The sequence below is a fragment of the Enterococcus alishanensis genome, from assembly GCF_019218635.1.
GTDB lineage: Bacteria > Bacillota > Bacilli > Lactobacillales > Enterococcaceae > Enterococcus_A > Enterococcus_A alishanensis.
The window spans coordinates 1-12,699 of sequence record NZ_JAHUZB010000001.1; the positions used below are offsets into that span (position 1 = coordinate 1).

The window sequence follows — 12,699 nt, forward strand, 5'->3', positions numbered from 1 at the left end:
TCGAACACAGAAGTTAAGCTTTTTAGCGCCGATCGTAGTGAGGGGTTGCCCCTTGTGAGAGTAGGACGTCGCCACGCGTAATTTATTCCGGCATAGCTCAGTTGGTAGTAGCGCATGACTGTTAATCATGATGTCGTAGGTTCGAGTCCTACTGCCGGAGTCATTAAAACAATTCATAAATTGAATTGTTTTTTTTGTGAGCAAATTTCTGTGGTTTAAATTGATTTGATGTTATTCTTCTTACATAAAGGGGATGAAATTATGTACATGAAAATTTCTGAATCATTAATAGACCAGTTGAAAGATTATCAAAAAAACGGGACGATTGTTCTCGATTTAGATGATGGTGTGGGCAAATACTCTAAGTTTGGAACTTGTGCTATAAATATAAGTTTCAGATTGTTGGTATTAGGAAAAGATCAAGATCAATCTGATTATACTGAAGTAATTTCTAGTGATATTGGTGAAATGCCAATAAAAAAACACTCTGAAATGTATTTGGAAGACAATTTAATTTTAGATTATGATCCAAGAATGTCATTAATTAAGTTAAAAGGCCCAAGTGGTATGATTGATGGAAACGTACAGATTGTTGATTTGAGAGAAAAAATTAGCAACTAAATTAAATAATTATAGTAAACAACGCTTTGTCAATGCAAAGCGTTGTTTTTATATTTATTTAGGTCTTTTGATATCGATAAGATTTGAGATATGGCTATATGTTTCGCCGGCTAATCGGGCAACTGGAGATAATTTTTCAGGTAAAATGTATTCTTTGTCAGCATCGAAAACATCTTCTGAAAATGAATAGTGCAATACTTCTAAGATGAATAAGTCGCTGATAATTATTTGATTATTAGTGATAGGAATGTATTGATGGACTTTTACTTCTAGACGAATTGGTGCTTCTTGGATGCCTGGAACGGCTATTTTTTTGCTGTCGATCATAGTGACGGGTAGGTTTGATAATTCACTTTCTGTTTCTGATAAGGTCGCAGCTGTTGCATTCATCAATACTAGGACGTCATCGTTTACAATTTGAATAACTGCTTCATTTGTTTCAGATAAATTTTTGGCAGTATCTTTCATTTGTTGATTGGGTTGTCGATTAATTGACAGGCTGACCAAAGGTAGATCTTTGGCGATGACACTGAAATAACTAAAAGGGGCAGCATTTATTACCTCTTTTGCTTTATTAAATGTTGTGACCCAAGCAATCGGGCGTGGGATAATACTACCAGTTAAAAATTTATAATGCTGTTGTGTAGTTAAGTTATTTGCTTCATATTCAATCATCTTTTTCCTCCTAAAAAAAGGCTGGGCCAGTATAAATGGTCCAGCCTTTATTTTATTGACGTTTTGTATTGGCATCGGATGTATCAAATGGTCTCACATATGCTTCGATTTCTTCCCGTTCACTTTGTAAGTGTGGAGGTAATGATAAGATTTCACCTGCGTGTTCGTAAGTTTCATCTTGTAAGAAGCCAGGACCATCTGTTGCTAATTCAAATAAAACCCCAGGTGCTGCTTGGAAATATTCAGATTGGAAATAGAAACGGTCAACAAAACCTGAATTTGGGAATTCTAATTCATTGATTTTTTTAATCCAAAAACGTAAAGCTTCATCGTCAGCAACCCGTAAAGCTAGGTGATGAACGTTACCAAAGCCTTGCATTGCTGGTGGCAAATCTTCACGATGATCTACGATGATAGTAGCCCCGTTACCGCCTTCGCCAACTTCAAATAAATGCATCGTGCCGTCTGAAGCTGTTTCTTCAAAGCCTAAAACATTTTTCAAGACAAGTTTCATATGATCAAAGTTTGAAACAACTACAATGGTTGGGCCTAAGCCGATAATTGAGTGTTCAGCGGGAACATTGGAATTTTTCCAAGGAATACCTGCTGCAACCCCTTTGTTATGTTCATCGGAAACCAATTGCATTAATTGATCATCAAAATCACTGAATTCCAAATACTTTTTACCGAAACGTTCTTTAATTTCACCATGCTCAACATTTAAACGATCAAAACGTTCTACCCAATAAGCTAAACTAGCATCAGTTGCTACACGGAAGCCAGTTCGAGCAATCGTATTCGTTCCTTTTTGGCCTTTTGGTAGTCCTTGGAAGTCAAAGAAAGTCATGTCTGTACCGGCACCGCCGACATCATCAGTAAAATATAAATGATAAGCACTGATGTCATCTTGATTGACTGTTTTTTTAATCATGCGTAAACCTAGTACATCAGTGAAAAAACGATAATTTTTTTCGGCGCTGGAAGTCATTGCAGTAACGTGGTGTAATCCTCTAATTTGTGTATCCATTGAAAAATCCTCCTTGATTGTCTGATTAACTCTTACTAAAAGTAAGTATACAGGATTAATTTTTTAAAGCAAGAATTTCAACTCCGCTTGATAATTCAAGTAAAAATCGCTAGGATGAAAATAAGGAGGCGCTCTTATGAAAAATACAATATTATTTGATCTGGATGGCACCTTGGTAGACTCCAGTGAAGGAATCATTAATAGTTTAAACTATATGATTGATCGGTTAGGCTTAAAAAAATTAGATCAAGCAACTTTACGTTTGTTTATCGGACCACCTTTGAAAGATTCTTTATCAACATATTTAGAAGTGACTGATCCGCTGGAAATCGACCAAGCGATTGCCACTTATCGTGAGCATTTTGCGGTTGCTGGTTTGAAGGAATTAACGATGTACCCCAATATTGCTGAGACATTGACTAGTTTGGCAAAAGAAAATAGATTGGCTGTAGCCACTTCAAAACCTGAAAAATATGCGAAACAAATTATTAAAAACCTAGGATTAAATCAATTTGAAGGTGTTTTTGGTGCCGATATGGACGGGAAATTATCAAGTAAAACAGCAGTCATCGAGTATGCGTTGGATCAGCTGGACACGACAGAGGGAATAATGGTGGGTGATCGTGAATTTGATATCCTTGGTGGAAGGGAAAACCATTTAAAAACAATTGGTGTATTATATGGTTTTGGTGATCGTACAGAGCTAACGGCTGCCGGAGCTGATGAAATCATCGAGTCTGTCACTGAATTACCTTTTGCGATAAAAAAAATCAAATAAAAAACCAGTCATTTTTTGAAGGACTGGTTTAAGCCGAAAGATTATTTAACTAATGTGTAGTCATCAATCGTTTTACCGTTAACATCTTTTAAGATGAGCCAGCTGTTGGTACCGGCAAAATATAAGAAGTTTCCTATCTCATTGACGCTTTTGAAAATAATATCTTCGGTAGTAGTAAAATTTTTTATTTGTTTAGCATGCTCTGCTCGCAAGCTCTGAGTGAATTTGGCAGCAAAACCAAGAGAACCGTCTTTGTTTAAAGGGGGTTCTTTTTTTAATGTTGCGCCGGCTAAAAGTTTTAACTCGTTGCGCTTTTGCCAAATGGCAGTGCCTTTTGCTTCATTATAATCAATAAAAAATTCAACGGTACTGATTTCTTTACGCCAGCGATGTTGCGCCTTTGCGGGTGCTTTTTTGATTTTTTTCATAGGATAACCAAAAGCCGTTAAAATTGTTGCAACCGATTCGTAAAAGTCGTCTAATTGATTGATATAATTTTGTGGAATCTTTTTCGCTGGAAACTCGCGGGCAATCGTTAATTTTGCATCAGTTAACTGTTGATAGAAAAACTCACCATAGTCGGCTAATGGAAAATCAAAGTCACAGCTAATCGTAATCAGCGTATCAAAATCTACACTTGGCTGATGATTGTCGATACCAATTCCGTTTAATTGACGATTTTTAGTGTAAAGCAATAGATGGTTGAGAGGTATATTGCTAGGGTTTGAGCTGATGCTAATCATTATATTTTGATGAATAATGTTAATCTCGTTTTTTTCGATGGATACTTGTAAGTCCATAGGAATCTCCTGCTTTTTTTATTTCAGTATACGAGAAATGCCAGGTAGAAAAAAATAATTTGCTTGGATACAAAAAAACCAATCTGTAAAGGATTGGTTTTTGTAAAGCCACCTGACGGGCTTGAACCGTCGACCTCCACCTTACCATGGTGGCGCTCTACCAGCTGAGCTAAGGCGGCATTTGTTATCTTATTAAGCTGCACAGATAATTATATAAAAGCTTTTTTTAAAAGTCAATCAAATTTAAATTTAAAAAATTTGGTCCTAATTGGAAGTTTTCAAAGGCTTATAAATTAGTTATTTTTAGTTGACTTCAAATAGAAAGATTCATTGATAGCTGTTTTTTGTTTTGCTATACTTATAATAAGAAAAAAGCGCTTTATTTTAGATTGGGAGGGATTTTTATGAGAAAAAATTGAGTTACCATACACTTAGAGTTTCTAAGTTTTTCCACAAAAAATCCCTTTGCGAATTGTTGTAAGTATATTTGTAGTAATAGGTAGTGGATGGATGGTTTTTTTGTGGCGTTTGAAATACGTTTACAAAAGGAGAGCCTATGAAAAAGGAAACAAAAAAAAGCTTAGTTAGTAAATTGATTGTTGTTGGTGTTGTCGTTATTTTGGTACTGATCTATTTTCTTGTACCTAGTGTGAATCAAATAGTACGCCAAATTGTCGGTATGTTTGCCAGTGGAGATTTTACCGTGGTACGGCAATTTATAGCTTCTTATGGTGGCTATGCCGTGCTGATTTCATTTTTCTTAATGATTTTTCAGTCAGTGGCAGCACCTTTACCGGCATTTTTGATCACCTTTGCCAATGCCAATCTTTTTGGTTGGTGGCAAGGTGCGATCCTGTCTTGGGTGTCCTCGATGGCTGGAGCCGCTTTGTGTTTTTGGATTGCCCGCATTTTAGGTCGGGATGTGGTTGAGAAATTAACCAGTAAGGGTGGCTTGCAACAAATTGACACCTTTTTTGAAAAATACGGTCGACTGAGTATTTTGATTGCGCGACTACTACCTTTTATTTCTTTTGACATTGTTAGTTATGCAGCAGGCTTGACAGCGATGTCCTTTGGGAGCTTTTTAATTGCGACAGGACTAGGGCAGTTACCGGCGACGATTATTTATTCTTATGTGGGCGGCATGTTAACTGGCGGTGCTGGTATGTTGGTGAGTGCGTTAATGATTTTATTTGCTTTATCGGCATTAATCGTCTTATTTAGAAAAATTTACACCGACCGGCAGAAAAAGAAAGTGAAACAAGAAGAAAATTAATTGCTTTTTTTAAAGACAGTCCTTAATGGATTGTCTTTTTTTGCTTAAATGAAGAAATCTTCATCTTGTTTATTAAAAAAAAGACGGATTATTTGTGAAAATCTAGTATGCTATAAGTGAGAGGAACTAAGGAGGTTGGGTTAGTATGAAAATTTTAATCGTGGAAGACGAAGAAAGTTTGGCTAATTTTATTGAGACAGAATTAAAATTTGAGGGTTATGAAACTGTTTGGGCTAGCGATGGGCAAGAGGCGCTAACAATCTTTTTTGAAAACCCTGAAGCGATCGATTTAATTTTATTAGATTGGATGCTACCAAAAACTGATGGGATTACTGTTGCCAGAAGAATCCGCAAACAATCAGAAGTGCCGATTATTATGATGACGGCAAGAGACCAAACCACAGATATTGTCCAAGGTTTAGACACAGGATTGGATGATTACTTAACCAAACCATTTGAAATTGAAGAATTATTTGCTCGGATTCGGGTAATTGAGCGACGAGTGGAAAAGCAAAAACAAGTGGAGCAACATTTAATATATCATGGCATTACGATGGATGTGGCGAAACACCAAGTTTTATTGAATGAGCAAATAATTGATTTGACGCCCAAAGAATTTGGTATTTTATATGAATTAATGAAAGAACCCGAAGCCGTGAAAACCCGTGATGAATTATTAAATGAAGTTTGGGGCTATGATTATTTTGGTCAAACCAATGTTGTAGACGTTTATATTCGAACATTGCGAAATAAATTGAAAGCAGTCGACGATGAGAACTATTTACAGACGGTTCGTGGTGTTGGCTATGTTTTGAGGGTGGGAGAATGAAAAAGAAGAAAGAAATTACTGCTAAAAAACAATTAACCCGAAATTTAACAGGTGTGTTATTACTACTGCTAATTATTGGCAATTTACTTTTTGTCCTCCTTTCTTTTTTTTCGGCTTATGAATATTTAGAAGATCGTAGCGACAATATGATTGAAGCGATTCAAAAGGGCAGCCAAGATAATTTGCAGCAAATTTTAGATGCGACAGTTTCCAGTGACGATGAGGATGCGGTGCGGGTGATTTTAACTGATGGCACGACTTACTATTCTGACGATGCTGAAGAAATTTTTTCCGAATTGTCACGAGGCCGCTATTTGCCTTTCTTTAGTGATTTATTATCCAGCGAAGAAGGGATTTATCTTTATCAGAGTGAGAAATATAACGGTGGACAAATTGAGGTCGCTGTCAATAGTGAAACGATTTTAGATATTACCAGTAGCATGGTGATGCTAAATATTTTTCTTAATGTCGTGACGATTGTTGTTGGTGCAACCTTAATTTATTACGTGGTGGGTAAATGGAGCCAAAAATTAAGTCGTTTAGCAAATGAAATTCATTTAGTAGAAACCGAAGATTTACCCCAAGTGACCGAAATTAATGAACCAATGGAGATGCAGGCGGTGACCCAAAGTTTTAATCAGTTGTTAATCAAACAAAAAGCAGCTATGGAAAGAGAAAGTCAGTTTGTTACTGATGCTTCCCATGAATTGCGGACGCCGATTGCAGCAATTCGTGGGCATGTTAATCTAATTAAACGTCGTGGTCAAGAACATCCAGAAGTAGTGGAAAAATCATTGGCCTTTATTGACCAAGAATCAAAACGGATGGAAGTCATGAGTAATCAATTATTAACATTAGGTCGTAGCCAAAAAGACGAAGCCACCGAGACTGTTAATTTATCTCAGTTAGTTAAGGAATCAATCGAAAAAATCCAAACGATTAGTGATCACGTGATTAGTTACCAAATCGCACCGGATGTTACAGGTACCTTTGTCAAAAATGATTTAAATCAAATTTTGCAAAACTTATTGGAAAATGCTGTGAAATATTCGCCAGACAAACAACCTATAGAAGTAACTTTAAAAAATGTTGATGGGAAAATTAAATTAGCGGTGATTGATCAAGGAATTGGGATTTCAGATGATCAGAAGACTAAAATTTTTGAACGTTTTTATCGGGTAGATGATGCCCATTCTAGTGTGATTGAAGGTTCAGGAATTGGTTTATCGATTGTTGATGCGTTAGTTAAAAAGTATCAAGGGGAGATTACTGTGACGGATAATCAGCCACAGGGAACGATTTTTACGATTATTTTCTAAAATGAAGAATTCTTCATTTACCTTCACTTAAATCTTGGTTTTTATCTTTTCGGAACTTGATAAGATAAAGTCATCAAAGAGATGGAGGAATTTAAAATGATTAAACATACGAAAAAAATTATCGCAGGTGTTGCAGCAGTCGCAGTAGCAGGAATTGCAGGAGGTTTGGTTTACGCAAACAGTAATGCAAGTGAAACAAAACAAATGGCAACTGTAAATACGAGTCAAATTAAAGTAACTCAAGAAGAAGCAATTGAACAATTCAATCAACAATTTGAAGGCAAAGAATTAAATCAAGTGGAATTAGAAGTTTCTCGCGCAGGATATGTTTATACAGTGGAAGGTTTTGACGACACGACTGATTACACGTTGAAAATTGATGCACAAACAGGAAGTGTTGTAGGTCATGAAACCGATCCGAAAGATCAAGAAGATATGCTAGAAGCTGAATATACGTTGAATTTAGACGGCATTATCACCCGTGATGAAGCAAGTAAAATCGCCGAAGACCAAGCCAAGCGTGGTGAAGCAAAAGAATGGGCGCTAGATCAAACGTCTACTGACGGTACGACTTGGGAAGTCAAAGTTATTGATGGTACTTATGAAACAGAAGTAACAATTAATGCGTTGACTGGCGATGTGGTTGGTGTCGATGTTGATGATGAAGCTTATGATGATTAAAAAAGTTGTGATGTTTAAAAACATCACAGCTTTTTTTTTGCGTTATTAAAATAGAATAATGATAGCAATCGTAAAATATTTATATAATTTGCGTAGATAATTTGATAATTTTTAGACAAGATAATTATTGAAAACGTTCACGATATTTTTTGGGACTGATTTGATAGATTTTTTTAAAGCGACTGGCAAAATAACTGGGCGACGAAAAACCAACACTCATACTGATTTCCTGAATCGTTTGTTGGGTAAAACGCAATAACTCAGCAGCCTCTTTCAAACGGGCTTCTAAAATAAAATCAGTGATGGTGATGCCAGTATTTTGATGGAATTTTGTCGACAAATAATTTTTACTGACAGAAGCGTAATTAGCCAGCTCTTCAATCCGAATCGGATAATGCAAATGACCTAAAATATAATCAATCGTCATACGCGTCAGCTGGGTATATTCTGCCGGATAACGTAAGAGATTGATGCGAGAAGTGTAATCGTAAATCATACTATAGGTGATTTCAGCAATTTCTTGAGAAGTCGTCAGTAAATCCATTTTTTGAATGTATAAATCGCTCAAATTGTATGCGCTTTCGCTATCGATACCCCCTTCAATCGCCAACCGTGAAATTAATGTCACTAAAACGACAAAAGAATAGCGGGCTTGACGTAAAGGATCGGCAGACATTTTTCCTACTCGTAGTGAAGGATCTGGATTACTTAAAACTTCAGCAATTTTTTCCGTATCGCCGTTTTTGATTAATTTTAGTAAGAGATTGAAACTTTCTGAATAGTCGTGGGTGTTCAAATTTTCCCGCTGTTCAAAGAAAAACTGATCAGAAGGTTGCTTATCTAGTGTGATTGGTTGGAACTGAAAATTTTTAGCAACACGTTTTAAAGTGAGGGAAAAATCTTCCTCGTGATTGATATTCGCCATGAATTTACCTCGATTATTTTTTAAAGGAGTTTTTGTTTTGGAAAAAAAGATTAAAGACATTATCCCACAAATGAGTTTAAAAGAAAAAGCTGATTTTGTCTGTGGGCAAGATTTTTGGCATACGAAAAGTTTGCCAATAGCAGAAGTGCCTGCGGTATTGCTGGCAGATGGACCAAATGGTTTGCGGATTCAAGAAGATGCGACGGATCATCTAGGTATTAATGATAGTAAAGCGGCGACTTGTTTTCCGACTGCAGCTAGTTATAGCTGTAGTTTTGATCCAGAATTAACCGCATTATTAGGCGACACGATTGCTAATGAAGCACTGGCAGAAAAAGTCGGCTTATTATTAGGTCCCGGAATAAATATTAAACGGAATCCATTAGGCGGACGAAATTTTGAATATTTAAGTGAAGATCCTTACTTAACGAGTCAACTGACGATTCCTTTAGTTAAAGCGTTGCAAGCAAAGGGTGTTGGCGCTTGTATCAAACATTTTGCTGCCAATAGTCAAGAAACGGCACGCTTGATTAATAATTCTGTGATTGATGAGCGGGCTTTGGCAGAAATTTATTTGCCACAATTTGAAGCGGTCATCAAAGAAAGTCAACCGTGGGGTGTGATGACTAGTTACAACCGATTGAACGGGATTTATACCAGCGAAAGCCAAGAATTATTGCAAGAAAAATTACGAAAAAATTGGAATTATCAAGGCATGGTCGTTTCAGATTGGGGAGGTACCAGTGATCGAGTAGCGACTTTGTTAGCTGGCATGGATTTAGAAATGCCTTACCAAGATGAAGCCAATGCTGAAAAAATAATCACTGCAGCCGAATCTGGTGACCTACCTATCGAAAAATTAGATACAGCAGTAACCGCTATTTTAACTTTTGTCAAAAAAACGCAACAAAATATCCATCAATCAACTTTTACTGAGGGACAACAACATCAAATTGCTAGAAAAATTGCTGAAGAATCAGCAGTCTTGTTAAAAAATCAAGACAATCATTTACCACTAACTAATTTTAATCAGACCGCCGTGATCGGTGCTTTAGCAAAAACACCACGTTTTCAAGGTTCAGGTTCAAGTAAAATTAACCCAACTCGTTTAGATTGTCCGATTGATTTTATTACTGGAAATGATGTGACTTATAGTCAAGGCTATCAACTAGATTCAGAGGAATTATTTGAAGAAGAATTATTAGCTGAAGCTTTAAAAAATGCTGGAAAAGCTGACAATATAGTAATTTTTGCCGGGTTACCAGATAGTTTTGAAGGGGAAGGTTATGACCGCCAACATTTAGATTTACCGCAGAATCAAAATTATTTAATTGAAAAAATTGCGGAAGTAAATTCAAATATCACAGTAATTTTAATGGGTGGCGGACCAGTCATTTTACCGTGGGCTGAAAAAGTCAAAAGTATTTTATTAACTTACCTTGCCGGTCAAGCAGTCGGTTCAGCCGTTGCAAATTTATTGACAGGTAAAGCAAATCCCTCAGGAAAATTAGCGGAAACTTGGCCTAAAAAATATAGCGATGCGCCTAGTGCACTGACCTTTGTCAAAGATGTTAAAAATACTCAGTATCGAGAAAGCATTTATGTCGGTTATCGTTTTTATGACACGAATAAACGGGAAGTGGCGTATCCTTTTGGTTTTGGCCTTTCCTATAGTCAATTTAAAGTCGCCACACCAGAAATAGAAAAAGGAAATAACAATATTCAAGTCACCGTAGAAATTGAAAACACAAGCTCGATTGCCGGTGCAGAGGTTCTACAGGTTTATGTTGTTGGCAGCAAAAAAATTCCAACTGCCGAAAAAACCTTAAAAGCTTTCCAAAAAGTTCATTTAGATGCTGGCGAGAAAAAAATGGTTCATTTTGAATTGCAGCGAGATGATTTTGCTTATTACGATGTTTCAACGAAAAAATGGCAGGTAGTAGAAGATCAATATACGATTTATCTAGCGAATTCTAGTCGAAATATTTTAGCCGAAATGCAGTTAGCTCTTTCAGGCGTTACTGATGTAAAAATTCCCGGTGAAAAAATTCATCCTAGCAATCATTCAAATGAGCATCCTTTTGCGATTACGGAAAAAGATTTTGCGGAATTATTTCCAGCTGAAAAAATGCCAACCATGGCGGCTAGTCAAAAATTGACAGTGGATAGCACATTAGCTGATGTGAAAACAGTCGGCGGTGAAATGATTTACCAAAGTTTAATTAGTAATTTAGAACAAGCCATTGGAGGAGATCCAGCACTTTATCAGATGTTGATGGCCAGTATTGAAACCATGCCTTTACGCAGTTTTAAATTGGCAGGCGCAGTAAGTGAAGATGATCTGACGCAATTATTGAAGCAATTAAATCAGGAGGAGTGAAAAAAATGCAATTAAGTCAAAAACAAACAAAACAACCAGGGAAGATTAGTTTTCTCGAGAAACTTGCTTATGGTAGTGGGGATTTAGCCAGTAATTTGGTTTTAGTTTTAACTACTACGTATGCAACATTCTTTTATACCGATGCATTAGGTTTGAATCCCGGAATTATTGGCGGTATTTTATTAGCATCAAAACTTTTAGATGGTACCAGTGATATTTTGATGGGCTTTGTGATGGATCGCGTGCATTCCAAACACGGTAAGGCGCGCTCTTGGATTTTGTGGTTAGCGATTCCGATTGGGATTGCCACAGTTATGATGTTTGCCGTACCGAATTTGGGAACTATCGGCAAATATATCTATGTTGCGATTACTTATAACCTAGTGAGTACGTTCTTTTATACCATGATTAATGTGCCTTATGGAACGTTGAATTCATTAATGACTCGCGACCAAGACGAACGTATGGTGATTAATGTTTTTCGAATGTTTATGGCACAGATTGGTCAGTTGGTCATTTCTGGTGTTACTTTGCCATTAGTTAATTTTGTAGGTGGTTCTGGCTATCAAAAAAGCTGGATTATCGTTGGCGCCATTTATGGTGTGCTAGCAGCAGTTATTTTCCTATTTTGTTACAGTAATACCAAAGAACGCGTGACCGTTTCTGAAGAACAAAAAACGAATTTATCGTTTATCGCTTCTTTCAAAATTATTATCAAAAATAACTATTGGTTATTGTTAGTCGTTGTTTGGGTATTTTTATCTTTCTTTATTAATTTATCAATGTTGACGGCTTCATATTATGGCAAATGGATCTTAGGCGACGAAAACTTAGGTGGATTATTACTATCTGCAACTTTATTACCAGCCATTTTAGCGATGGTCTTATTACCAATCTTTGTCCGTAAAATTGGTAAAAGGAATCTTTCATTAATCGGTGGCGTTGGTTTAGTTGTCGTACAAGTTTTAATGATTATCAATCCAACCAATATCACTTGGTTACTTGTTTGTTCAGTCGTTCGTGGTCTGGCATTATCCACTTTGATGGGAACTATTTTTGCCATGGTAGCCGATACGATTGAATACGGTGAGTGGAAAACCGGTACGCGAGTTGAAGGAATGTTGTATTCTACTACTACTTTTGGTGCAAAAGTGGGCGCGGGTTTGGCGCCAGCGGTTGCTTTAGGAATTTTAGGCGCAGCTGGCTACAATGGTGTAGCAGCTGAACAGGCAACAAAAGCAATCGACGCGATTAACTTTTTATATTTATATTTACCATTGCCAGTATTGATTGTTATTCCAATCATTTATCTATTCTACAAATTAGATAAAATTTATCCACAAGTTATGTCTGACTTAGAAAAACGCGAACAAGCTTAATGAGGTGAT

Annotated in this window: 12 protein-coding genes, 2 tRNA genes and 1 rRNA gene; 10 read left to right on the plus strand and 5 right to left on the minus strand. The window is 36.6% G+C overall.

The window, feature by feature from the left end; all coding sequences use genetic code 11:
- From rrf to KUA55_RS00010, 3 genes are all read left to right on the plus strand, one after another.
- Positions 1–77 (plus strand): 5S ribosomal RNA (gene rrf, locus KUA55_RS18680); the annotation flags it as partial.
- A gap of 9 nt (positions 78–86) precedes the next feature.
- Positions 87–160 (plus strand) — tRNA-Asn (locus KUA55_RS00005).
- Positions 161–261: 101 nt separating this feature from the next.
- Positions 262–621, plus strand: coding sequence for an iron-sulfur cluster biosynthesis family protein (locus KUA55_RS00010; RefSeq protein WP_218324119.1), 360 nt, complete (start codon positions 262–264; stop codon positions 619–621).
- 54 nt (positions 622–675) lie between these two features.
- Here KUA55_RS00010 and KUA55_RS00015 read toward each other — a convergent pair whose 3' ends face one another.
- Together KUA55_RS00015 and KUA55_RS00020 are read right to left on the minus strand one after the other, a co-directional pair.
- Entirely contained in the window at positions 676–1,296 is a 621-nt protein-coding gene (locus tag KUA55_RS00015) for a flavin reductase family protein (protein ID WP_218324120.1), read from the minus strand.
- Positions 1,297–1,348: 52 nt separating this feature from the next.
- Positions 1,349–2,323: a ring-cleaving dioxygenase gene (locus KUA55_RS00020; protein WP_218324121.1), complete on the minus strand. Its 975-nt coding sequence runs from the start codon at positions 2,321–2,323 to the stop codon at positions 1,349–1,351.
- A 136-nt stretch (positions 2,324–2,459) separates the two neighbouring features.
- Between KUA55_RS00020 and KUA55_RS00025 the strand changes: the two genes are divergently transcribed.
- Complete coding sequence (locus KUA55_RS00025; protein ID WP_218324122.1) at positions 2,460–3,101, plus strand: HAD hydrolase-like protein; 642 nt, start codon at positions 2,460–2,462, stop codon at positions 3,099–3,101.
- 41 nt (positions 3,102–3,142) lie between these two features.
- On the opposite strand, the gene KUA55_RS00030 is transcribed toward KUA55_RS00025, so the two are convergent.
- A complete protein-coding gene (locus tag KUA55_RS00030) occupies positions 3,143–3,901 on the minus strand; it encodes a hypothetical protein (RefSeq protein WP_218324123.1) in 759 nt (252 codons plus the stop codon).
- A gap of 106 nt (positions 3,902–4,007) precedes the next feature.
- Positions 4,008–4,080 (minus strand) — tRNA-Thr (locus KUA55_RS00035).
- A 377-nt stretch (positions 4,081–4,457) separates the two neighbouring features.
- Between KUA55_RS00035 and KUA55_RS00040 the strand changes: the two genes are divergently transcribed.
- From KUA55_RS00040 to KUA55_RS00055, 4 genes are all read left to right on the plus strand, one after another.
- Positions 4,458–5,177 carry a TVP38/TMEM64 family protein gene (locus tag KUA55_RS00040; protein WP_218324124.1) on the plus strand — a complete coding sequence of 240 codons (720 nt, stop codon included), beginning with the start codon at positions 4,458–4,460 and terminating at the stop codon, positions 5,175–5,177.
- Positions 5,178–5,322: 145 nt separating this feature from the next.
- Complete coding sequence (locus KUA55_RS00045) at positions 5,323–6,006, plus strand: response regulator transcription factor (RefSeq protein ID WP_218324125.1); 684 nt, start codon at positions 5,323–5,325, stop codon at positions 6,004–6,006.
- A complete protein-coding gene (locus KUA55_RS00050) occupies positions 6,003–7,325 on the plus strand; it encodes a sensor histidine kinase (protein ID WP_218324126.1) in 1,323 nt (440 codons plus the stop codon). The genes KUA55_RS00045 and KUA55_RS00050 overlap by 4 nt, the downstream gene beginning before the upstream one ends.
- 96 nt (positions 7,326–7,421) lie before the next feature.
- A complete protein-coding gene (locus KUA55_RS00055; RefSeq protein ID WP_218324127.1) occupies positions 7,422–8,006 on the plus strand; it encodes a PepSY domain-containing protein in 585 nt (194 codons plus the stop codon).
- Positions 8,007–8,130: 124 nt separating this feature from the next.
- Here KUA55_RS00055 and KUA55_RS00060 read toward each other — a convergent pair whose 3' ends face one another.
- Positions 8,131–8,931 (minus strand): AraC family transcriptional regulator, encoded by an 801-nt coding sequence (locus tag KUA55_RS00060; protein WP_218324128.1) that lies wholly within the window; start codon positions 8,929–8,931, stop codon positions 8,131–8,133.
- 37 nt (positions 8,932–8,968) lie between these two features.
- Between KUA55_RS00060 and KUA55_RS00065 the strand changes: the two genes are divergently transcribed.
- Together KUA55_RS00065 and KUA55_RS00070 are read left to right on the plus strand one after the other, a co-directional pair.
- A complete protein-coding gene (locus KUA55_RS00065; RefSeq protein WP_218324129.1) occupies positions 8,969–11,311 on the plus strand; it encodes a beta-glucosidase in 2,343 nt (780 codons plus the stop codon).
- Positions 11,312–11,316: 5 nt separating this feature from the next.
- Complete coding sequence (locus KUA55_RS00070) at positions 11,317–12,690, plus strand: MFS transporter (protein ID WP_218324130.1); 1,374 nt, start codon at positions 11,317–11,319, stop codon at positions 12,688–12,690.
- Positions 12,691–12,699 lie beyond the last annotated feature (9 nt).

Bases quoted from the DNA above. Each gene is read 5' to 3' on its own strand.
- KUA55_RS00010 (WP_218324119.1), top strand. From the start codon at position 262: ATGTACATGAAAATTTCTGAATCATTAATAGACCAGTTGAAAGATTAT.
- KUA55_RS00015 (WP_218324120.1), bottom strand. From the start codon at position 1,296: ATGATTGAATATGAAGCAAATAACTTAACTACACAACAGCATTATAAA.
- KUA55_RS00020 (WP_218324121.1), bottom strand. From the start codon at position 2,323: ATGGATACACAAATTAGAGGATTACACCACGTTACTGCAATGACTTCC.
- KUA55_RS00025 (WP_218324122.1), top strand. From the start codon at position 2,460: ATGAAAAATACAATATTATTTGATCTGGATGGCACCTTGGTAGACTCC.
- KUA55_RS00030 (WP_218324123.1), bottom strand. From the start codon at position 3,901: ATGGACTTACAAGTATCCATCGAAAAAAACGAGATTAACATTATTCAT.
- KUA55_RS00040 (WP_218324124.1), top strand. From the start codon at position 4,458: ATGAAAAAGGAAACAAAAAAAAGCTTAGTTAGTAAATTGATTGTTGTT.
- KUA55_RS00045 (WP_218324125.1), top strand. From the start codon at position 5,323: ATGAAAATTTTAATCGTGGAAGACGAAGAAAGTTTGGCTAATTTTATT.
- KUA55_RS00050 (WP_218324126.1), top strand. From the start codon at position 6,003: ATGAAAAAGAAGAAAGAAATTACTGCTAAAAAACAATTAACCCGAAAT.
- KUA55_RS00055 (WP_218324127.1), top strand. From the start codon at position 7,422: ATGATTAAACATACGAAAAAAATTATCGCAGGTGTTGCAGCAGTCGCA.
- KUA55_RS00060 (WP_218324128.1), bottom strand. From the start codon at position 8,931: ATGGCGAATATCAATCACGAGGAAGATTTTTCCCTCACTTTAAAACGT.
- KUA55_RS00070 (WP_218324130.1), top strand. From the start codon at position 11,317: ATGCAATTAAGTCAAAAACAAACAAAACAACCAGGGAAGATTAGTTTT.